Annotated in this window: 16 protein-coding genes; 12 read left to right on the top strand and 4 right to left on the bottom strand. The window is 53.4% G+C overall.

Annotated features, from left to right (window positions below; translation table 11 throughout):
- Positions 1-63: 63 nt before the first annotated feature.
- Positions 64-2,820 carry a two-component sensor histidine kinase BarA gene (barA, locus tag CJP72_RS14050; protein WP_162381983.1) on the bottom strand — a complete coding sequence of 919 codons (2,757 nt, stop codon included), beginning with the start codon at positions 2,818-2,820 and terminating at the stop codon, positions 64-66.
- A gap of 57 nt (positions 2,821-2,877) precedes the next feature.
- Between barA and rlmD the strand changes: the two genes are divergently transcribed.
- The 5 genes from rlmD (at position 2,878) to eno (ending at position 10,614) form a co-directional block, all read left to right on the top strand.
- Positions 2,878-4,176, top strand: coding sequence for a 23S rRNA (uracil(1939)-C(5))-methyltransferase RlmD (gene rlmD, locus CJP72_RS14045; RefSeq protein ID WP_162381982.1), 1,299 nt, complete (start codon positions 2,878-2,880; stop codon positions 4,174-4,176).
- Between the two features lie 50 nt (positions 4,177-4,226).
- Entirely contained in the window at positions 4,227-6,461 is a 2,235-nt protein-coding gene (gene relA / locus CJP72_RS14040) for a GTP diphosphokinase (RefSeq protein WP_162381981.1), read from the top strand.
- A gap of 113 nt (positions 6,462-6,574) precedes the next feature.
- Positions 6,575-7,366: a nucleoside triphosphate pyrophosphohydrolase gene (mazG, locus tag CJP72_RS14035; protein WP_162381980.1), complete on the top strand. Its 792-nt coding sequence runs from the start codon at positions 6,575-6,577 to the stop codon at positions 7,364-7,366.
- A gap of 227 nt (positions 7,367-7,593) precedes the next feature.
- A complete protein-coding gene (gene pyrG, locus CJP72_RS14030) occupies positions 7,594-9,231 on the top strand; it encodes a glutamine hydrolyzing CTP synthase (RefSeq protein WP_162381979.1) in 1,638 nt (545 codons plus the stop codon).
- 87 nt (positions 9,232-9,318) lie between these two features.
- Entirely contained in the window at positions 9,319-10,614 is a 1,296-nt protein-coding gene (gene eno / locus CJP72_RS14025; RefSeq protein WP_162381978.1) for a phosphopyruvate hydratase, read from the top strand.
- Between the two features lie 56 nt (positions 10,615-10,670).
- On the opposite strand, the gene CJP72_RS14020 is transcribed toward eno, so the two are convergent.
- Positions 10,671-11,495 (bottom strand): MurR/RpiR family transcriptional regulator, encoded by an 825-nt coding sequence (locus CJP72_RS14020; RefSeq protein WP_162381977.1) that lies wholly within the window; start codon positions 11,493-11,495, stop codon positions 10,671-10,673.
- Positions 11,496-11,661: 166 nt separating this feature from the next.
- Here CJP72_RS14020 and CJP72_RS14015 point away from each other — a divergent pair, with 166 nt between their 5' ends.
- From CJP72_RS14015 to queE, 3 genes are all read left to right on the top strand, one after another.
- Positions 11,662-13,221 carry a PTS transporter subunit EIIC gene (locus CJP72_RS14015; protein WP_162381976.1) on the top strand — a complete coding sequence of 520 codons (1,560 nt, stop codon included), beginning with the start codon at positions 11,662-11,664 and terminating at the stop codon, positions 13,219-13,221.
- On the top strand, positions 13,218-13,907 hold the full coding sequence (locus CJP72_RS14010) for an N-acetylmannosamine-6-phosphate 2-epimerase (RefSeq protein WP_162381975.1): 690 nt from the start codon (positions 13,218-13,220) through the stop codon (positions 13,905-13,907). Before CJP72_RS14015 ends, CJP72_RS14010 begins: the two co-directional genes overlap by 4 nt.
- A 71-nt stretch (positions 13,908-13,978) precedes the next feature.
- Positions 13,979-14,650, top strand: coding sequence for a 7-carboxy-7-deazaguanine synthase QueE (queE, locus tag CJP72_RS14005; RefSeq protein ID WP_162381974.1), 672 nt, complete (start codon positions 13,979-13,981; stop codon positions 14,648-14,650).
- Positions 14,651-14,746: 96 nt separating this feature from the next.
- Here queE and queD read toward each other — a convergent pair whose 3' ends face one another.
- Positions 14,747-15,112, bottom strand: coding sequence for a 6-carboxytetrahydropterin synthase QueD (gene queD / locus CJP72_RS14000; protein ID WP_342212313.1), 366 nt, complete (start codon positions 15,110-15,112; stop codon positions 14,747-14,749).
- Between the two features lie 302 nt (positions 15,113-15,414).
- On the opposite strand from queD, the gene cysJ reads away from it, so the two are divergent.
- From cysJ to cysH, 3 genes are all read left to right on the top strand, one after another.
- Complete coding sequence (gene cysJ, locus CJP72_RS13995; protein WP_162381972.1) at positions 15,415-17,214, top strand: NADPH-dependent assimilatory sulfite reductase flavoprotein subunit; 1,800 nt, start codon at positions 15,415-15,417, stop codon at positions 17,212-17,214.
- The gene (gene cysI, locus CJP72_RS13990; protein WP_162381971.1) at positions 17,214-18,926 is read left to right on the top strand and encodes an assimilatory sulfite reductase (NADPH) hemoprotein subunit; all 1,713 of its coding nucleotides are present in this window, start codon (positions 17,214-17,216) and stop codon (positions 18,924-18,926) included. The genes cysJ and cysI overlap by 1 nt, the downstream gene beginning before the upstream one ends.
- A gap of 102 nt (positions 18,927-19,028) precedes the next feature.
- Positions 19,029-19,763: a phosphoadenosine phosphosulfate reductase gene (cysH, locus tag CJP72_RS13985; RefSeq protein WP_162381970.1), complete on the top strand. Its 735-nt coding sequence runs from the start codon at positions 19,029-19,031 to the stop codon at positions 19,761-19,763.
- Between the two features lie 88 nt (positions 19,764-19,851).
- Here the strand turns inward: cysH and CJP72_RS13980 are convergent, their stop codons facing one another.
- Complete coding sequence (locus CJP72_RS13980; RefSeq protein WP_162381969.1) at positions 19,852-20,895, bottom strand: aminopeptidase; 1,044 nt, start codon at positions 20,893-20,895, stop codon at positions 19,852-19,854.
- Positions 20,896-21,146: 251 nt separating this feature from the next.
- Here CJP72_RS13980 and cysD point away from each other — a divergent pair, with 251 nt between their 5' ends.
- Positions 21,147-22,055 carry a sulfate adenylyltransferase subunit CysD gene (cysD, locus tag CJP72_RS13975; protein ID WP_162381968.1) on the top strand — a complete coding sequence of 303 codons (909 nt, stop codon included), beginning with the start codon at positions 21,147-21,149 and terminating at the stop codon, positions 22,053-22,055.
- Positions 22,056-22,058 lie beyond the last annotated feature (3 nt).

Here is a 22,058-nt window from a genome sequence, read left to right as displayed (position 1 = left end):
TTATCTGACCTGGGCATGAGCCAGCGGGTCAGATAAGACGTATTGCCATCCGGTTTTAACGTTTCACCCCAGCATCTTTTTAGCTTCCCGCGCGACGTTATCCATTTCATCGAGCAGCTCCAGCAGTTCCGGCTCCAGCTCTTCTGCTTTAATTCCACTACGCAGTTGCTGCTCAATGAACTGACAAAGGCTCTTCATGCGCGGTACGCCGCTGTAGCCACAGCTGCCATGCAATTTGTGGATTAAATCGACAAGACCTTCCGGTTTTTCCCCGACCAGTTGCTCTTCAATCTTATTGCGAACCTCCGGCAAAAAGTCGAGCAACATTTGCAGCATATCTCTCGCCAGGGAGGATTTTCCGGCGGCCTGTCTGAGCGCCAGTTGCCAGTCGAGCGTGGCATTCGGGTTGAAGATAAATTCGACCGGTTCTGGCACCTGTACTCGGTTTGCAACTCCAGCCCCTGGCTTGTAGCGCAGCAGCAGGTTGTAGAGCTTCTCTTCTTCAATCGGTTTCGCCAGATAGTCGTTCATCCCCGCACTCAGCAACTTCTCTTTTTGCCCCGCCATGGCATGTGCGGTGACGGCAATAACCGGCGTTTGCTGTTGGTGAGGGAGTTGATGAATCAGTTCGCAGGCGCGAATGCCATCCATATCAGGCATCTGAATATCCATCAGGATCAAATCAAACTGCAGCTGTTTGGCCCGCTCCACCGCCTGGTGACCGCTGTCGCAAAGCTCGACGTGCTGCACGATATCTTCCAGCAACGCGCCGATGAGCTTCAGGTTAGCGGGGTTATCATCTACCGCCATCACCGACATCGCAATTTTACTTTCATTAACGGGCAGTAACTCGGGGCTTTTATTCAGATGACAATATTCGCTCAATACAGGCAGCAAACGGGTGGAGGTTAGCGGTTTTAACAGACAGGCTGCCGCGCCTCCCTGTTTGAGCTCTTCCGCGTTGATTTGGGCATGGCAAGGCAGTGCCAATAGCAGGAATTCGGTCATTGATGCCGCTTTTGCCAGTCGTTCATGCTGCATGCTGAGCGGCTCGCGGAGCGTAACCGGCACGCTCAGCAGCAGAATATCGTAGTGATCGATCGGTAAGGCCGAAAATGTCGGACTATAAATCACTTCAAGCGGCGTATCACTCAGCATATCCAATGTGCATTGCGCGGCGGTGGCATTAGGTTCGACATAAGCCAGACGTTTACCCGCCAGGCAACGGGTCGAGGGGCCATCGCTGATAACATTCGGGTTGAGATCGAGATTGATATGGAACCAGAAGGTAGAACCACGATTAGGCTGGCTGTGGAACGAGATATCTCCGCCCATTTCGTTGACCAGTTTTTGTGTAATCACCAGTCCTAACCCGGTTCCCCCGTGGCGGCGCGAAATGCTGGCGTCTGCCTGGCGGAACGCCTGGAACAACCGCGACTGATCGCGTTCAGGAATACCGATCCCGGTGTCGCGGATCTGCACTTCAATCTGCACCTTGGTGTTACTGATCGCGCGTTTCTCCACCAGAATATCGATATTACCGCTTTCAGTGAATTTAATGGCGTTCCCCACCAGATTGGTGATCACTTGCTGTAAACGCAGCGGATCGCCAATGACGTTGTCCGGCACGTCATTTTTAATATTGAGCGTCAGCTCCAGCCCTTTATCGTGCGAGGAGTGGGCTAAAAGGGTCACGACTTCATCGAGCGCATTACGCAGTTGGAAGGGGATACTCTCCAGGATCAGTTTACCCGCTTCCAGCTTGGAGAAGTCGAGCACATCATTAATGATCGCCAGCAGGTTATTCGCCGAACGTTCAATGGTATTCAGGTGATCGCGTTGGGTTGGATTTAGCTCGGTTTTCAACGTCAGACGGGTAAAGCCAATAACGCCATTGAGCGGGGTGCGCAGCTCGTGGGACATATTCGCCAAAAACTCAGACTTAATGCGCGCGGCTTCCTGGGCGCGTTTTTTCGCCAGGTCCAGCTCAACGTTCTGGATCTCCATTTGCTCCAGCGTTTCGCGCAGATCAGAGGTCGCCTGATCAATGTTGTGCTGCATCTCTTCATGATAAGCCGCAAGCGACATCGCCATCGAGTTGATGCCATTTTTCAACATATCCAGCTCGCCGAGCATGAATCCTTCAACACGACTGTCGAGCTGCCCGCGGCGGATCCGGTCAACAGTATTGACCATATTTCGAATAGGACCGGTGACGTCGCGCATCAGCCGCCAGCCGAAAATTAACGCGATGCCGATGCAAAACAGCATCATGACGCTGGAAATAAAGATCTCTTTGTACTGCTGTAGCCGCACCGAGCGGAGATCCAGTTCCAGCGCCACATATCCCAACATGTTTTGGGTGTTTTTGGCGTCACTCACCGCTGATTCATCCGGCGAATAGCTCTCAGAAACAATGGGCGTGCGAAGGATCATGATATCCCCGTGGCGGGTCACGCTCAGCCTACGGGGGAACGGTGCGCCAGTGGCGAGCTGCATGTCTGTCGGGTCGAGGTGAAAATTCGAGGTGACAAACAGCCGATTGTTTTCATCAAAGACCGAAATCGCCCGCACAATATCGGAATGACGGCGATGCAGGACACTGATCAACTGACCGATGGATTCGCGGTTCTGCAGATTCATGCCATATTCGCTGGAGACCGCAAGGGGTTCGATAATGCTGGCGCCGGCATCTTCCAGTTGACGCTGCAAGTCGTGATAGCGATGCACGACGAAAAAGATACTGAGCAGTAAACCAATAAGGACAGTCGGTGCCAGGATCAGAATCATCATGCGTGCGCGCAGGCTGTAGTTGGTCATGGAGTTCCGTTATGGGACAATTAGGGTCACACTGTTAAATTGAGAAAAATCTCGTCGATGGCGCAATTCTACTCTGCAAAACGACGCGTGACGACGCGTCAGATCATAACCGTTACAGTCAATGACCTGGATCCCTTTGGCCAGGGCGTTGCTCGTCACAACGGTAAGGCTCTGTTTATTCCGGGATTACTGCCGCAAGAAAGCGCTGAAGTCGTTATCACCGAAGAGAAAAAACAGTACGCCCGCGCCCAGGTTAAACGTCGTCTGAAAGAGAGTCCGGAGCGTGAAATACCACGCTGTCCGCATTTTGGCGTCTGCGGTGGATGTCAGCAACAACATGCCAGCATTGCTCTGCAACAGCAAAGCAAAAGTGCGGCGCTCGCGCGTTTAATGAAAAATGATGTTTCTGAAATCATTGCCGGTTCTGCGTGGAATTACCGTCGTCGCGCGCGACTGAGCCTGAACTATCAACCCAAAACGCAGCATCTTCAGATGGGATTTCGCAAAGCCAATTCCAGTGACATTGTCGAAGTGACGCAGTGTCCGGTATTGGTGCCCCAGCTAGAGGCATTATTGCCCAGTCTCAGGGCATGCCTTACCGCTCTGCAGGCCATTCGCCATCTTGGCCACGTTGAGCTGGTGCAGGCAGAGAATGGCACGCTGATGATCCTGCGTCATACCGGACCCTTAAGCGCGGCAGATAAAGAAAAACTGGAACGCTTTTCGCATTCTGAAGGACTATTTCTGTTTCTGGCACCTCAAAGCGACATACTTGAGCCGATTTCCGGGGAGGCGCCCTGGTACGATTCAAAGGGGCTACGCTTAACCTTCAGTCCACGTGACTTTATCCAGGTTAACGCCGGGGTAAACCAGCTGATGGTCGCGCGAGCGATGGAGTGGCTGGATATCCAACCCCACGATCGCGTATTAGATCTTTTCTGCGGTATGGGCAATTTTACCCTACCCATGGCAACGCGCGCGCTTCATGTGGTGGGCGTAGAAGGCGTACCCGCATTGGTAGAAAAAGGGCGTGAAAATGCGTTGCGCAACGGATTACACAATGTGACATTCTTTCACGAGAATCTCGAGGACGATGTGACTCAGCAGCCGTGGGCGGCTGAGGGCTTTGACAAAATCTTGCTCGATCCTGCTCGCGCTGGGGCAGCTGGAGTGATGCAACATATTATAAAATTGAACCCTGGCCGCATTGTTTATGTATCCTGTAACCCAGCCACGTTGGCTCGTGATAGCGAAGCGTTGTTGAACGCAGGTTATCAGATTCAGCGGTTGGCGATGCTCGACATGTTCCCGCACACTGGGCACCTGGAGTCGATGGTGTTGTTTGAGCAGTTGTAATGAATCACGGTTTGCCGACGTTGGCAGACCGGGTCCCTTAAGGAGAGGCAATGGTTGCGGTAAGAAGTGCACATCTTAATAAAGCGGGTGAATTTGATCCGAAAAAATGGATCGCGAGTCTGGGAATCACCAGCCAGTCGTCGTGTGAGCGCTTAGCCGAAACCTGGGCGTATTGCCTGCAACAGACACAGGGACACCCGGATGCCGAGTTGTTGCTGTGGCGCGGTGTGGAGATGGTGGAAATTCTCTCCATGCTGAGTATGGACATCGACACGTTGCGCGCTGCGCTGTTGTTCCCTCTGGCGGATGGCAATGTTGTCAGCGAGGATGTTCTGCGCGAGAGCGTCGGTAAGTCTATTGTCAATCTTATTCATGGTGTACGCGACATGGCGGCAATCCGCCAGCTTAAAGCGACGCACACCGACTCCGTCTCCTCCGAACAGGTTGATAACGTTCGCCGGATGTTGCTGGCGATGGTGGACGATTTCCGCTGCGTGGTCATCAAACTGGCGGAACGTATTGCGCATCTGCGTGAAGTAAAAGACGCACCGGAAGACGAACGCGTGCTGGCAGCGAAAGAGTGCACCAACATCTACGCACCGCTGGCAAACCGCCTGGGGATCGGGCAGTTGAAATGGGAACTCGAAGATTACTGTTTCCGCTATCTGCACCCGGCAGAATACAAACGCATTGCCAAGCTGCTGCATGAACGGCGCATTGACCGTGAGCATTACATCGACGAGTTTGTCGGTCATCTGCGTAAGGAGATGAAGACCGAAGGCGTGAAAGCGGAAGTGTATGGTCGCCCGAAACACATCTATAGCATCTGGCGCAAAATGCAGAAAAAGCAGCTGGCGTTTGATGAGCTGTTCGATGTGCGTGCCGTACGCATCGTGGCGGAACGTTTACAGGACTGCTATGCCGCGCTGGGGATTGTGCATACGCATTATCGCCATCTTCCCGATGAATTTGACGACTACGTCGCCAATCCGAAACCCAATGGTTATCAGTCTATCCATACCGTTGTGCTTGGGCCGGGTGGAAAAACCATCGAAATTCAGATACGCACCCGACAGATGCATGAAGATGCCGAACTGGGTGTTGCCGCGCACTGGAAGTACAAAGAGGGTACCGCTGCGGGGGCCGCGCGTTCTGGTCATGAAGACCGGATCGCCTGGCTGCGTAAGCTGATTGCCTGGCAGGAAGAGATGGCGGATTCCGGCGAAATGCTGGACGAAGTACGCAGCCAGGTCTTTGATGATCGCGTGTATGTCTTTACCCCAAAAGGCGACGTGGTGGACTTGCCCGCAGGCTCTACGCCGCTCGACTTTGCTTACCATATTCACAGTGATGTGGGGCACCGCTGCATTGGGGCGAAAATCGGCGGTCGCATTGTGCCGTTTACTTATCAACTGCAAATGGGGGATCAGATAGAAATCATCACCCAGAAGCAGCCAAACCCCAGCCGTGACTGGCTCAACCCAAACCTGGGCTATGTCACTACCAGCCGTGGCCGATCAAAAATTCATGCCTGGTTCCGTAAGCAAGACCGGGACAAAAACATTCTTGCGGGTCGCCAGATCCTTGACGACGAACTGGAACATTTGGGCATCAGCCTGAAGGAGGCTGAAAAGCACCTGCTGCCACGCTACAGCTTTAACGAGCTGGATGAACTGTTGGCGGCAATCGGCGGAGGGGATATCCGTCTGAACCAGATGGTGAACTTCCTGCAATCACAGTTCAATAAACCCAGTGCCGCAGAACAGGATGCTGCCGCGCTGAAACAACTGCAGCAGAAAGCGCATGCGCCGCAGAACCGTCGCAAAGATGATGGCCGCGTGGTGGTGGAAGGTGTCGGGAACCTGATGCACCACATTGCCCGCTGCTGCCAGCCGATTCCGGGCGATGAGATCGTTGGTTTCATCACCCAGGGGCGCGGTATTTCTGTTCACCGTGCGGACTGCGAACAGTTGACGGAACTGCGTTCCCACGCGCCGGAGCGGATTGTCGATGCGGTCTGGGGCGAAAGCTATTCCGCCGGTTATTCGCTGGTTGTGCGTGTTCAGGCCAACGATCGCAGCGGGCTGTTGCGCGACATCACCACTATTCTGGCGAACGAAAAAGTGAACGTGCTGGGCGTCGCCAGCCGTAGTGATACTAAGCAGCAGCTTGCCACAATTGATATGACCATCGAAATTTACAACCTACAGGTGCTGGGCCGCGTGCTGGGCAAGCTGAACCAGGTACCGGATGTGATCGACGCTCGTCGCTTGCACGGGAGTTAATTTTACTCTTTAGGCCGGATACGGCGTTAGCCGCTATCCGGCATTTTTTTGCCTGATGGCGATGCGATATGTCTTATCAGGCCGACATTGGTTACAACTCTCAGGAACCTCACATGAATCAAATTGACCGCCTGTTCGGCATCATGAAGCGTCTGCGTGACCCGGAAAATGGCTGTCCGTGGGATAAAGAACAAACGTTCGCCACCATTGCGCCGCATACGCTGGAAGAGACTTACGAAGTGCTGGATGCAATAGCCCGTGAAGATTTTGACGATCTGCGGGGTGAATTGGGCGATCTGCTGTTTCAGGTTGTGTTCTACGCTCAGATGGCACAGGAAGAGGGGCGCTTCGATTTTAACGATATTTGCGCCGCCATCAGCGACAAACTTGAACGCCGTCATCCGCATGTGTTTGCCGATGCGTGCGCCAATACCAGTACCGAAGTGCTTACCCGCTGGGAGCAGATAAAAACGGAAGAACGCGCCGACAAAGCACAGCTTTCAGCACTGGATGATATTCCCCGTAGTTTACCGGCATTAATGCGCGCGCAAAAAATCCAGAAACGTTGTTCAAATGTGGGCTTTGACTGGACAACGCTCGGGCCGGTCGTCGATAAAGTTTATGAAGAGATTGACGAGGTCATGTTTGAGGCGCGGCAGGTCGTCGTAGATCAGGCTAAACTGGAGGAGGAAATGGGCGATTTACTGTTTGCTACAGTGAATATGGCCCGCCATTTGGGCACTAAAGCGGAGACGGCATTACAAAAAGCGAATGAAAAGTTCGAACGTCGTTTTCGCGAGGTTGAACGCATTGTCGCAGCCCGAGGTCTGGAAATGACTGGGGTAGATTTGGAAACCATGGAGGAAGTCTGGCAGCAGGTAAAACGCCAGGAAATTGATCTCTAAGGAGTTTAGGCGGTCAAGGGCGTTTTGTGTGGTTTTTTAAATAACAAGCTCTTGATTTGCGTCAAAAACATTTAGCCCAAAGGGGCTATTTTCTCACTCCCAATATTAATGTGAGCCTGATGAAGAGGAGGAATAATGAAAGTTTGTGGCGTACGTCATGTTCGGGTATACTGCTTTCCCGTCTTGGTTATTCCATCGTCTTTTAAACCTAACTTCTCAGGTTCAGCATGACAACGAACTATATTTTTGTGACCGGCGGGGTTGTATCCTCTCTGGGAAAAGGCATTGCCGCAGCCTCCCTCGCAGCCATTCTTGAAGCCCGTGGTCTCAATGTGACCATGATGAAACTGGATCCGTACATCAACGTCGATCCGGGCACGATGAGCCCGATCCAACACGGGGAAGTGTTCGTTACTGAAGACGGCGCTGAAACCGATCTGGACCTGGGGCACTATGAGCGTTTCATCCGCACCAAAATGAGCCGCCGCAACAACTTCACCACAGGTCGTATCTACTCCGACGTTTTGCGTAAAGAACGCCGTGGCGATTATCTTGGCGCAACCGTACAGGTTATCCCGCACATCACGAATGCGATCAAAGAACGCGTTCTGGAAGGCGGCGAAGGCCATGATGTTGTACTGGTCGAGATCGGCGGTACGGTGGGTGATATCGAATCACTGCCGTTCCTTGAAGCGATTCGGCAGATGGCCGTAGAAATTGGCCGCGAGCATACGCTGTTTATGCATCTGACGCTGGTTCCATATATGGCAGCGGCAGGCGAAGTCAAAACCAAACCGACTCAACACTCTGTAAAAGAGCTGCTTTCTATCGGTATTCAGCCAGATATCCTGATTTGCCGATCCGATCGTGCTGTACCGGCGAATGAACGTGCGAAGATTGCATTGTTCTGTAACGTACCGGAAAAAGCGGTGATTTCTCTGAAAGATGTCGATTCCATCTATAAAATTCCAGGCCTGTTGAAATCTCAGGGGCTGGACGATTATATTTGTAAACGATTCAGCTTGAACTGTCCGGAAGCTAATCTGTCAGAATGGGAACAGGTTATCTATGAAGAAGCCAATCCGGCAGGCGAAGTGACGATTGGTATGGTCGGCAAGTACATTGAACTGCCGGACGCCTATAAGTCAGTTATCGAAGCGTTGAAACACGGTGGTCTGAAAAATCGTGTCTCCGTCAACATCAAGCTGATTGATTCGCAGGATGTTGAAACGCGTGGCGTCGAAATTCTGAAAGATTTGGATGCTATTCTTATCCCTGGTGGCTTCGGCTACCGTGGCGTAGAAGGCAAGATCGCTACCGCGCGCTATGCGCGTGAGAACAATATTCCTTATCTGGGCATCTGCCTGGGTATGCAGGTTGCGTTGATTGAGTTTGCGCGTAACGTCGTCGGTATGGACAACGCCAACTCGACGGAATTTGTGCCAGACTGTAAGTACCCGGTGGTGGCCCTGATTACCGAATGGCGTGATGAAGACGGCAACGTTGAAGTCCGTACTGAGAAGAGCGATCTGGGCGGCACGATGCGCCTTGGCGCGCAGCAGTGTCAGTTGGACGACGAGAGTCTGGTGCGTAAGCTGTACGGTACGCCGACGATTGTTGAACGCCATCGCCACCGCTACGAAGTCAATAATATGCTGTTGAAACAAATTGAAGCTGCGGGTCTGCGCGTTGCAGGCCGTTCCGGTGATGATCAGTTGGTCGAGATCATTGAGGTACCGAATCATCCGTGGTTCGTGGCCTGTCAGTTCCACCCGGAATTTACTTCCACGCCACGTGATGGCCATCCGCTGTTTGCGGGCTTTGTGAAAGCCGCCAGCGAGCATCAGAAGCGTCAGGCGAAGTAAGAAGTAAAAAGTTAGAACGGCAACGCGTACCTTAGGTACGCGTTGTTTGTCTGGAGTTTTAGTTTAACTTGTACTGAGGAAAATCTAATGTCCAAAATCGTTAAAGTCATCGGTCGTGAAATCATCGACTCCCGTGGTAACCCGACTGTTGAAGCCGAAGTACACCTGGAGGGTGGTTTCGTAGGTATGGCAGCTGCTCCGTCAGGTGCTTCTACTGGTTCCCGCGAAGCGCTGGAACTGCGCGATGGCGACAAATCCCGTTTCATGGGTAAAGGCGTTCTGAAAGCTGTTGGCGCGGTTAACGGCCCGATCGCTCAGGCTATCCTTGGCAAAGACGCCAAAGATCAGGCTGGCATCGACAAGGTAATGATCGACCTGGACGGTACTGAAAACAAATCCAACTTCGGTGCGAACGCTATTTTGGCTGTGTCTCTGGCTAACGCCAAAGCTGCTGCTGCCGCTAAAGGCATGCCGCTGTACGAGCACATTGCTGAGCTGAACGGCACTCCGGGCAAATACTCTATGCCGGTTCCGATGATGAACATCATCAACGGTGGTGAGCACGCTGACAACAACGTTGATATCCAGGAATTCATGATTCAGCCGGTTGGCGCGAAAACCCTGAAAGAAGCCGTACGTATGGGTTCTGAAGTGTTCCACAACCTGGCTAAAGTGCTGAAAGCAAAAGGCATGAACACTGCTGTTGGCGACGAAGGCGGCTATGCGCCGAACCTGGGTTCCAACGCTGAAGCGCTGGCTGTAATTGCTGAAGCGGTTAAAGCTGCAGGTTACGAGCTGGGCACCGACATCACTCTGGCGATGGACTGTGCAGCGTCTGAATTCTACAAAGACGGTAAATACGTTCTGGCTGGCGAAGGCAACAAATCTTTCACCTCTGAAGAATTTACCCACTTCCTGGAAGACCTGACTAAACAGTACCCGATCGTTTCCATCGAAGACGGTCTGGACGAGTCTGACTGGGATGGTTTCGCATACCAGACTAAAGTTATGGGCGACAAACTTCAGTTAGTTGGTGACGACCTGTTCGTAACTAACACCAAAATCCTGAAACGTGGTATCGACAACGGTATCGCTAACTCCATCCTGATCAAATTCAACCAGATCGGTTCCCTGACCGAAACTCTGGCTGCGATCAAAATGGCGAAAGACGCTGGCTACACTGCTGTGATCTCTCACCGTTCTGGCGAAACTGAAGATGCGACCATTGCTGACCTGGCTGTTGGTACTGCTGCTGGCCAGATCAAAACCGGTTCTATGAGCCGTTCTGACCGTGTTGCTAAATACAACCAGCTGATTCGTATCGAAGAAGCGCTGGGCGAAAAAGCACCGTACAACGGTCGTAAAGAGATCAAAGGTCAGTAATCTGAACCTTACCTCTTAAGAAAAAACCCGCTTCGGCGGGTTTTTTTATGCCTGCGCTACAGCAGCAGCGGTAGCGTCGCGCTGGCTGTTTGTTGGCTTACATTGCTGTAACTCTCGTCCAGCGCAATCAGCGACGTGGTGAGCAGTTCAACTAACAGCATCACCCCGACTTTCGCATTCAGCGCCCCGGCGCTCAGCGGACCTTCGGGCTTGGCGGCTACCAGTTGGAAATCACTCAATGAACCCAGCGGGCTACGTGGCGTATTACTCAGGACCAGCACCGGCACACCGCGTTTGCGGGCAAGCTTAACCACATGCAACAAATCACGGGTCGAGCCAGAACTGGAGATCGCCACCACCAGCGTCTCATTTGACAGCGTCGCGGCATTCATGGCGGCACGATGCATGTCGCTGAACAACTGCGCGGGTTTACCGAGTCGCAGGAGCTTGTAATGCAAATACTCCCCAAGGATCGCACTGGCGGCCACGCCATAGATCTGCACAGAGTGCGCCTGATGCAGCGCAAGCGCGGCTTTTTCCAGCATCGCTCTGTCGAGTAATTTTGCCGTGTCCTGCAATGCCTGCACAGATTCATTGACGACGTTATCAATCTCATCGCCGCTCTGTTGAGCGGGTTGTCCTTGCTGAATATCCAGCGCCAGCGCCATTTTAAATTCGTTATAGCCTTTACATCCCAGCGTGCGGCATAAACGCGTAACGCTTGCTTCACTGGTGTCGCTTTCACGGGCCAGTTCGGTAATCGTCAGGTAGAGCACTTTTGCCGGATCGTTGAGAACAAACTCCCCCAGCTTTTGCTGAATCGGGCTGTATCCGGAGACCCCCTGGCGCAGCCTCAGCAGCAGATTTTCATTTTCTGACATGCAAGATCCTTAATGCGTTTCTCTGCGGTTAGTGTGGCGGAAAGCAGGGGATCGGCGCCAGTCATTTTAAAAAATTATGATCCGCTTCCTGGTTTTGTGGTGATAATTTTCACTTTTATTTATTTGTGTGGTAAAAATTTTCATCTGTTGATGGGGAAGTGAAAAAATGATGCAAATATTCAGTGGTGCCTCCTCGGGCGCCTGGTTTGAAAAGGCGCAGCGGTTCGGTAAATCGTTCATGTTGCCGATTGCGGTATTGCCTGCCGCGGGCTTGTTGTTAGGGATCGGTGGCGCGCTCTCGAATCCGAACACCATTACGGCCTATCCATTTTTGGATATCGGATGGCTACAGGCCATTTTTACGATCATGAGCAGTGCGGGCTCGATTGTGTTTGCCAACCTCTCGGTGCTGTTTGCCGTTGGGGTCGCCGTAGGTCTGGCGAAAACCGACAAAGGTACCGCAGGGCTTGCGGCGCTGCTGGCGTTTTTAGTGATGAACGCCACGATCAACGCCTTGCTGATCCTGACCGGTACGCTGGCGCTCGAGAATCCTGGCGCGGTTGGGCAGGGGATGACGCTGGGTATCCAGACTCTGGAAACGGGGGTCTTCGGCGGCGTGGTGATTGGTTTGGTGACCTGCGTGCTGCATCAGCGCTTCAACAAAATTGCGTTGCCGCAGTTCCTCGGCTTTTTTGGCGGCTCACGCTTTGTGCCGATCATCAGTTCGCTGGCGGCGATTCTGGTGGGCGCAGTGATGACCGTCGTGTGGCCGCATTTCCAGAAACTGATTTTTGGCCTGGGTGGCCTGGTGGATGCGACAGGGTATCTGGGTACGTTTCTGTACGGCTTTATTCTGCGTATGCTCGGCCCGTTTGGTCTGCACCATATCTTCTATCTGCCTTTCTGGACGACGGCGTTAGGGGGGAGTGAAATTGTCAATGGGCAACTGGTTGAGGGGACGCAGCGTATTTTCTTCGCCCAACTCGCTGACCCCGCTGTCCAACAGTTTTACATCGGCACTTCGCGCTTTATGTCCGGTCGCTTTATCACCATGATGTTCGGCCTGATTGGCGCGTGTCTGGCGATGTATCACACCGCAAACGCGGAGAACAAGAAACGGGTTGCTGGGTTGTTGTTATCTGCCGCGCTGACCTCCTTCCTCACGGGGATCACCGAACCGATTGAGTTCTCCTTCCTGTTTGTGGCGCCGGTTCTGTATGTCATTCATGCCTTCTTCGACGGGCTGGCGTTTATGATCGCGCATATTTTGCATATCACGATCGGTCAGACGTTCTCCGGAGGATTTATCGATTTTATTCTCTTCGGCGTGTTACAGGGCGAAGCCAAAACGCACTGGATGTACGTACCGCTGGTCGGCATACCGTGGTTCTTCCTCTACTACTTTACGTTCCGCTACCTGATTAACCGCTTTGGTTTTCTGACGCCGGGGCGTGAGAAAGAGACGACTGTGGAAAGTGTGCTCCCACAAAGCGAACGCGCGGCGGCAGTGATTGTCGGATTGGGCGGCAAAGACAATCTTGAAGAGGTGGACTGCTGTGCAACGCGTTTGCGCGTCACGGTCAAAGAGGGCGCAAAGGTGGATGAAGCGGCGTTGAAAGCGACCGGCGCGCGTGGCGTCATCCTGCGTGGTAACGGTGTTCAGGTCATTTATGGCCCGCATGTCACGATCATTAAAAATGAAATTGAAGAGACATTATCACAATGAAAACTGTACTGGATAACCTGAAAGGCAAGCTCGTCGTCTCCTGCCAGGCGCTGGAACATGAACCCTTACACAGCCCGTTTATTATGTCGCGCATGGCGCTGGCGGCAGCACAAGGCGGGGCAGTCGCGATCCGGGCGAATAGTGTGGTGGATATTGCCGCTATTAAACAGCAGGTCTCTTTGCCGGTGATTGGCATCATCAAACGTGATTACCCGGACTGTGAGGTATTTATTACCGCCACGATGAAAGAAGTGGATGAGCTGATGAGTGTGGGACCGGAAATTATTGCTCTCGATGCCACCGCGCGCCCGCGTCCACAGGGGCAAACTCTGGAGGCGCTGGTGGCGCAGATCCGTTCCCGCTATCCGGCGGTTTTACTGATGGCGGATATTGCCAGCGTAGAAGAGGCTGTCACGGCGCAGGCGCTGGGGTTCGACTGTGTAGGAACCACGCTCTATGGCTACACCGCAGAAACTGCAAGTCATCGGTTACCAGAGAATGATTGCCGCTTTTTGCGCGATGTGCTGGCTGCTGTGACGGTTCCGGTGGTGGCGGAAGGCAATGTCGAAACGCCAGAGCTGGCAGCGCGTTGCCTTGCGTTAGGCGCACACACTGTTGTGGTGGGTGGCGCAATCACCCGTCCGCAGCAGATCACGGAGCGCTTTATTGCGGCAATCACTGCCTAAAGCACCGATGGGGCATGATACTTTGGCGGGGATCTGCGATAATTATCGTTTATCCCCACATTGAGATGATTATGCAGTACCCGATTAACGAGATGTTCCAGACCCTGCAAGGTGAGGGTTATTTTACCGGTGTCCCCGCTATTTTCATTCGTTTACAGGGATGCCCGGTTGGCTGTGCCTGGTGCGATACCAAACACACCTGGGATAAGCTTGAGGATCGGGAAGTTTCCCTGTATAGCATCCTGGCAAAAACCAAAGAAAGCGACAAATGGGGCGCGGCGAGCAGCGAAGATCTGCTGGCGGTCATTGGCAGACAAGGTTATACCGCGCGTCATGTGGTGATTACCGGCGGTGAACCCTGTATTCATGATTTGATGCCGCTGACCGAGTTGTTGGAAACGAATGGTTTCAGCTGCCAGATTGAGACCAGCGGCACCCACGAAGTCCGCTGTACGCCCAACACCTGGGTGACGGTTTCCCCGAAAGTGAATATGCGTGGTGGGTATGACGTGCTCTCACAGGCGCTGGATCGTGCCAATGAAATCAAACATCCGGTTGGGCGAGTTCGCGACATCGAAGCGCTGGATGAACTGCTGGCCACATTGACCGATGATAAACCGCGCATCATTGCGCTGCAGCCTATTAGTCAGAAAGAAGACGCGACGCGTCTGTGCATTGAGACCTGCATCGCTCGCAACTGGCGTCTCTCCATGCAGACACACAAATATCTGAATATTGCCTGACTTAAAAGCCGGATGGCGCTGCGCTTATCCGGCCTACAAGGGCGACGAGTTTGTAGGCCGGGTAAGGCGAAGCCGCCACCCGGCAAAAAGCGAAAATCACTCGCCGCGATAAATGCAGCCCGCCGTACAGGTTTCTTTGATCATCACTGCACTTAACAGCGGGATCAACGGTTTCATCTCGTCCCAAATCCATTTTGCCAGCACTTCGCTGGTTGGGTTCTCCAGACCAGGAATATCGTTCAGATAGTAGTGATCCAGACGATCGTACGTCGGTTTGAACGCCGCTTTGAGTTCAGCGAAATCGATGATCCAACCTGTATGTGGATCGACTTCACCGGTAATTTCGAGTCGCACCATGAATGAATGACCGTGCAAACGGCCACACTTATGCCCGGCAGGTACATGAGGCAGGCGGTGGGCGGCTTCGAAGGTGAAATCTTTAAACAGGGTGGTGGTCATGATTAGCTCTCAATGAAACGAAAAACCGCCGTAGGGTACCGGAAAGTACATTTTTTATCATTAACTAAAACGGCGCCCAGCCGCTGATTAGGTTATTTATCCCGCTTAACTTTTTTATTTTCTTTAATTTCATGGGATTAGATAATCGTTTTTGCTGTTAATAAGTATAGTTAAAACAGGTTAGTCCATTTGGTTATTTGTTATTTCCATCCCTTCTTTAATTGTTACTATCCACGCCGTTAACCTTATCATCAGTTTGGGTTTTATTGCTTAAATCCGCATAGCTTACTGGAACATAACGACGCATGACGACACAGGCCCCACCTTCCGCTTTGCTTCCGCTGAACCCGGAGCAACTGGCACGCCTTCAGGCGGCCGCGACCGATCTCACCCCCACGCAACTGGCGTGGGTTTCCGGCTATTTCTGGGGCATGTTGAATCAGCAACCCGGTTTGGCGATTGCGGCACCCGCACCTGCGGCTGAAATGCCGGGCATCACGCTGATTTCCGCCTCGCAGACGGGCAATGCGCGCCGCGTGGCAGAAGCCCTGCGCGACGATCTGCTGGCGGCAAAACTCAGTGTCACGTTGATCAACGCGGGCGACTACAAATTCAAACAGATCGCCAATGAAAAACTGCTGATCGTTGTTGCGTCGACGCAGGGGGAAGGGGAGCCGCCAGAAGAGGCGGTGGCGCTGCATAAGTTCTTGTTCTCGAAAAAAGCGCCGAAACTGGATAACACCGCCTTCGCTGTATTGGGTCTGGGTGATACCTCGTATGCGTTTTTCTGCCAGTCCGGTAAAGATTTCGACAGCAAACTGGCGGAGCTTGGCGGCGAACGTCTGCTCGACCGTGTTGATGCCGATGTGGACTACCAGACTGCCGCAAGCGAGTGGCGCGCACGGGTGGTCGAGGTTTTGAAAGCGCGGGCGCCTGTCGCTGCACCTTCACTGTCGGTCGCCACGGGGGCGGTCAATGAGATCCATATCAGCCCGTATACCAAAGAAGCGCCACTTTCTGCGAGCCTTTCCGTTAATCAGAAAATTACTGGCCGCGATTCCGACAAAGACGTGCGTCATATCGAAATCGATTTAGGTGATTCCGGTCTGCGTTATCAGCCTGGCGATGCGCTGGGCGTCTGGTATCAAAACGATTCGGCGCTGGTCAAAGAGATTGTAGAGCTGCTGTGGCTGAAAGGTGATGAACCCGTCACCGTCGAGGGCAAAATTCTGCCGCTTTCAGACGCACTGGCGGGGCATTTTGAACTGACGGTCAACACCGCCAATATCGTTGAAAACTATGCCACGTTGACGCGCAGTGAATCGTTGCTGCCGCTGGTGGGCGATAAAGCCAAATTACAGCATTACGCCGCGACCACCCCGATTGTGGACATGGTGCGTTTCGCGCCAGCCCAACTGGATGCCGAAGCGTTCATCGGCCTGCTGCGTCCGTTAACGCCACGCCTCTACTCCATCGCCTCGTCGCAGGCAGAGGTGGAGAGCGAAGTTCATATCACGGTCGGAGCGGTGCGTTATGACATCGAGGGGCGTGCCCGCGCGGGTGGCGCTTCCAGCTTCCTCGCCGATCGCGTTGAAGAAGAGGGCGAAGTGCGTGTGTTCATCGAACACAACGACAACTTCCGTCTGCCAGCCAATCCGGAAACTCCGGTCATTATGATTGGCCCCGGCACCGGTATCGCGCCGTTCCGCGCCTTTATGCAGCAGCGTGCAGCAGAGGAAGCGCCGGGCAAAAACTGGCTCTTCTTCGGTAATCCGCACTTTACGGAAGATTTCCTCTACCAGGTGGAGTGGCAGCGTTACGTCAAAGAGGGCGTGCTCTCGCGCATCGATCTGGCCTGGTCCCGTGACCAAAAACACAAAATATATGTACAAGACAAACTGCGCGAACAGGGCGCGGAGCTGTGGCGCTGGATCAATGACGGTGCCCATCTTTATGTCTGCGGCGACGCCAATCGCATGGCGAAAGACGTTGAACAGGCACTTCTGGACGTGATTGCTGAATTCGGCGGTATGGACGCCGAAGCAGCGGATGAATTTTTAAGTGAGCTGCGCGTTGAGCGCCGTTATCAGCGAGATGTCTACTAATGAGCGAAAAACACCCAGGGCCTTTAGTGGTCGAAGGCAAACTGACGGACGCCGAGCGCATGAAGCTGCAAAGCAACTACCTGCGCGGTACCATTGCCGAAGATTTGAATGACGAGCTTACCGGCGGTTTCAACGGCGACAATTTCCTGCTGATCCGCTTCCACGGCATGTATCAGCAAGATGATCGCGATATCCGTGCCGAGCGTGCCGAACAGAAGCTGGAGCCGCGTCATGCGATGTTGCTGCGCTGCCGTCTGCCGGGTGGGGTGATCACCACCAAACAGTGGCAGGCCATTGATAAATTCGCCCATGACAACACGATCTATGGCAGCATTCGTCTGACTAACCGTCAGACCTTCCAGTTCCACGGCATTCTGAAGAAGAACGTGAAGCCGGTACATCAGATGCTGCATTCAGTCGGGCTGGACGCGCTGGCAACCGCCAACGACATGAACCGTAACGTGCTTTGCACGTCGAACCCGTATGAGTCCGAACTGCACGCTGAGGCCTACGAGTGGGCGAAAAAGATCTCTGAGCATCTGCTACCGCGCACTCGCGCCTATGCGGAGATCTGGCTCGATCAGGAAAAAGTGGCGACGACCGATGAAGAGCCAATTCTCGGCCAGACCTATCTGCCGCGTAAGTTCAAAACCACGGTGGTGATCCCGCCGCAGAACGATATCGATCTGCACGCCAACGACATGAACTTCGTGGCGATTGCCGAAAACGGCAAGCTGGTGGGCTTTAACCTGCTGGTCGGCGGCGGGCTTTCCATCGAACACGGCAACAAAAAAACCTACGCCCGTACCGCAAGCGAGTTTGGCTATATCCCGCTGGAGCACACGCTGGCGGTCGCAGAAGCGGTGGTCACCACCCAGCGTGACTGGGGCAACCGTACCGACCGTAAAAACGCGAAAACCAAATATACGCTGGAGCGCGTGGGTGTTGACACCTTCAAAGCGGAAGTGGAACGCCGCGCGGGCATTACGTTCGCGCCGATCCGCCCTTACGAATTTACCGGTCGGGGCGATCGTATCGGCTGGGTGAAAGGGATCGACAATAAATGGCATCTGACGCTGTTTATTGAGAACGGGCGTATTCTGGATTATCCGGGGCGTCCGCTGAAAACGGGTCTGCTGGAGATAGCGAAGATCCACAAAGGCGAGTTCCGTATCACTGCCAACCAGAATCTGATCATTGCCGGGGTGCCTGAGAGCCAAAAAGCGAAGATCGAAAAACTGGCGCGCGACAGCGGGCTGATGAACACGGTCACGCCGCAGCGCGAAAATTCAATGGCCTGCGTGTCGTTCCCGACTTGTCCGCTGGCGATGGCGGAAGCGGAGCGTTTCCTGCCGACGTTTATCGACAATATCGACACGCTGATGGCAAAGCACGGCGTTAGCGACGAGCATATTGTGCTGCGTGTGACGGGGTGTCCGAACGGTTGTGGCCGCGCGATGCTGGCGGAAGTCGGTCTGGTCGGGAAAGCGCCAGGGCGTTACAACCTGCATCTCGGTGGAAACCGCATCGGGACGCGCATTCCGCGAATGTTCAAAGAGAATATCACCGAGCCGGAAATTCTGGCCTCTCTCGACGAACTGATTGGGCGCTGGGTAAAAGAGCGTGAAGCGGATGAAGGCTTTGGTGACTTTACCGTGCGTGCGGGCATTATTCGCCCGGTGCTCGATCCGGCTCGTGATTTTTGGGAATAACGTCTCATTGCCGGATGGCGGCGTAAACGCCTTATCCGGCCTACGGTTGTTGTAGGCCGGATAAGCGTAGCGCCATCCGGCAAAGCAAACAGTGAGGAACCTATGTCCGTATTCGATTTACAGGCGTTGAACGCGCTGCCGAAAGTTGAGCGGGTAATGGCGCTGGCGCAAATCAACAGCCAACTGGAAAAGCTCGACGCTGATGGACGCGTGGCGTGGGCGCTGGAAAATCTGCCCGGTGAATATGTGCTCTCATCGAGCTTTGGTATCCAGGCGGCGGTCAGCCTGCATCTGGTGAATCAGATCCGCCCGGATATCCCGGTGATCCTCACCGATACCGGCTACTTGTTCCCGGAAACCTATCAGTTTATTGACGCGTTAACCGACAAGCTCAGACTGAACTTGAAGGTTTACCGCGCGACACAGAGCGCCGCATGGCAGGAAGCGCGCTACGGTAAGCTGTGGGAGCAGGGCGTTGAAGGCATTGAGAAATACAATGAAATCAACAAAGTGGAACCGATGAATCGGGCGTTAAACGAACTTAGCGCGCAAACCTGGTTTGCTGGCCTGCGCCGCGAGCAGTCGGGCAGTCGCGCACATTTACCGGTGCTGGCTATCCAGCGCGGGGTCTTTAAAGTGCTGCCGATTATCGACTGGGACAACCGTACGGTTTATCAGTACCTGCAAAAACATGGCCTGAACTATCATCCGCTGTGGGATCAGGGATATTTGTCGGTCGGTGACACGCACACGACCCGCAAATGGGAACCCGGAATGGCCGAAGAGGAAACCCGTTTCTTCGGACTCAAGCGAGAGTGCGGGCTGCACGAAGGTTGAGTTTTCCCGGGAGACTTAACACCTTCTGCTATGTAGCAGAAGGCGTTCTTTTAACCTGCGAGACAGTATTGCGGATCCGCGTTACCCGCTATGCTTTCTCGGCTTTTGCCAACTCTTTTACCAGCGGTAGCATGATGCGAACGACATCGCGGCTACGATGCTCAATGCGTCCAGGCAGCGCCTTGTCGATATGTTGCTGGTTATCCAGTCGCACATTGTGCCAGCTGTTCCCGGCAGGGAAAGAGGCGGTTTTCGCTCGTTGCTGATACCCGTCTTTTTTGCCCAGATTCCAGTTAGTGGCTTCAACAGAGAGCACGGCGATCCCCGCTTTGTCGAAAACCTCTGCATCGTTGCAGCATCCCGTTCCTTTTGGATAGTTCTTGTTTAAACCGGGGTTGGAACTGGCGGCAATGCCATGATGACGGGCGATGGCGAGGGCGCGATCACGCGTCAGTTTACGTACCGCTTCCGGGGTTTTTTGCCCGCTATTGAAGTAGAGCTTATCACCGACGATCAGGTTATCGAGGTTGATCACCAGCAGCGTATTTTTCTTCTCGGTGGCGCTCATTCGCTTAAGCAGGTTTTCGGCACCCAGTTTTCCCTCTTCTTCACCGCTGGTGGCGATAAAGCGAATACTGTATTCGGTGGGAATATCTTTCAGTCTTTCCGCCAGTTCCAGCATAACGCCCAACCCTGCTGCGTTATCGTCAATGCCTTGTAACGACAATCCGCCAAGATTGGCATCGGAGTCGGTATCGCTTTGCGGTGCGTAGGTATCCAGGTGCGCCATAATAATAATCTGCTGTGGCACTTTACCTTCATGCGCGGCAATAACCGTACTGCCCGTAACGTTATGCCAGTTTTTGCGATTGTCTCTGGCGGTATAAATATAACGACTGTTAAACGTCCGAATATCACTGCGATATCCCATCTGCTCAAATTGCTGACGAAGATAATCGGCAGACAGCATTTCCGCGGGAGAACCGGTCATTCGTCCAGGAAAAAAGGTCGCAATATGTCGAGCCTGGGTATTTGCAATAGTGCCAGTGTTCGGTGACGTTGCGTGTGCGGGAAGGATAAAGCATACGCCGAGCGCCAGGGCAGCGGTACGGTGGCGCAATGCGGAAAACATAGTGAGTCCTTAAATGCAAAGCAGAAATTTTTACCCGCCTAGTATGAAACCGTGACAGAGGTAAAACAATTTCATTTGCTCCGAAATGCCCGAATTTCGGTGGGTTAAGCACTTTTTGATATTTGCTTTCTCAAATCGTTATTCTTTTGAGGAACTACTCATTCCAATTCGTAATTTCATTCGTTCCCCTGTGCTCCCTATAGTCGGGATATCTGATAGTAAAAAAATAGCGGTATTGCAAAGGAACGGTTATGGACCAAAAACGACTTACCCACCTGCGGCAACTGGAAGCGGAAAGCATCCATATCATCCGCGAGGTGGCCGCCGAATTCTCTAACCCGGTGATGATGTATTCCATCGGTAAAGATTCCAGCGTGATGCTGCATCTGGCGCGTAAAGCGTTTTATCCCGGCATATTGCCGTTCCCGCTGCTGCATGTTGATACGGGCTGGAAATTCCGCGAGATGTATGAATTTCGTGACCGCACTGCCAAAACTTACGGCTTCGAGTTGCTGGTCCACAAAAACCCGGAAGGGGTGGCGATGGGGATTAACCCCTTTGTCCACGGTAGCGCTAAGCATACTGACATCATGAAAACCGAAGGGCTGAAACAGGCGCTGAATAAATACGGTTTTGATGCGGCGTTTGGCGGGGCGCGTCGCGATGAAGAGAAATCACGCGCCAAAGAACGTATCTATTCCTTCCGCGACCGTTTTCATCGCTGGGACCCGAAGAACCAGCGCCCGGAACTGTGGCACAACTACAACGGGCAGATAAACAAAGGCGAAAGCATTCGTGTTTTCCCGCTCTCCAACTGGACCGAACAGGATATCTGGCAGTACATCTGGCTGGAAAATATTGAGATCGTCCCGTTGTATCTGGCGGCTGAACGCCCGGTGCTGGAGCGTGATGGCATGTTGATGATGATCGATGACAACCGGATCGATCTGCAGCCCGGCGAGGTTATCAAAAAGCGGATGGTACGCTTTCGGACACTGGGCTGCTGGCCTCTGACGGGCGCGGTGGAGTCGAATGCGCAAACGCTGCCGGAGATCATTGAAGAGATGCTGGTTTCAACCACCAGCGAACGTCAGGGGCGCGTGATCGACCGCGACCAGGCGGGCTCCATGGAGCTGAAGAAACGTCAGGGGTATTTCTAAGGA

Source organism: Citrobacter sp. NCU1, assembly GCF_010231475.1.
Taxonomy (GTDB): Bacteria; Pseudomonadota; Gammaproteobacteria; order Enterobacterales; family Enterobacteriaceae; genus Citrobacter_D.
Note: the sequence above shows the minus strand (reverse complement) of the source record. Positions and strands in the feature narration are given on the sequence as shown.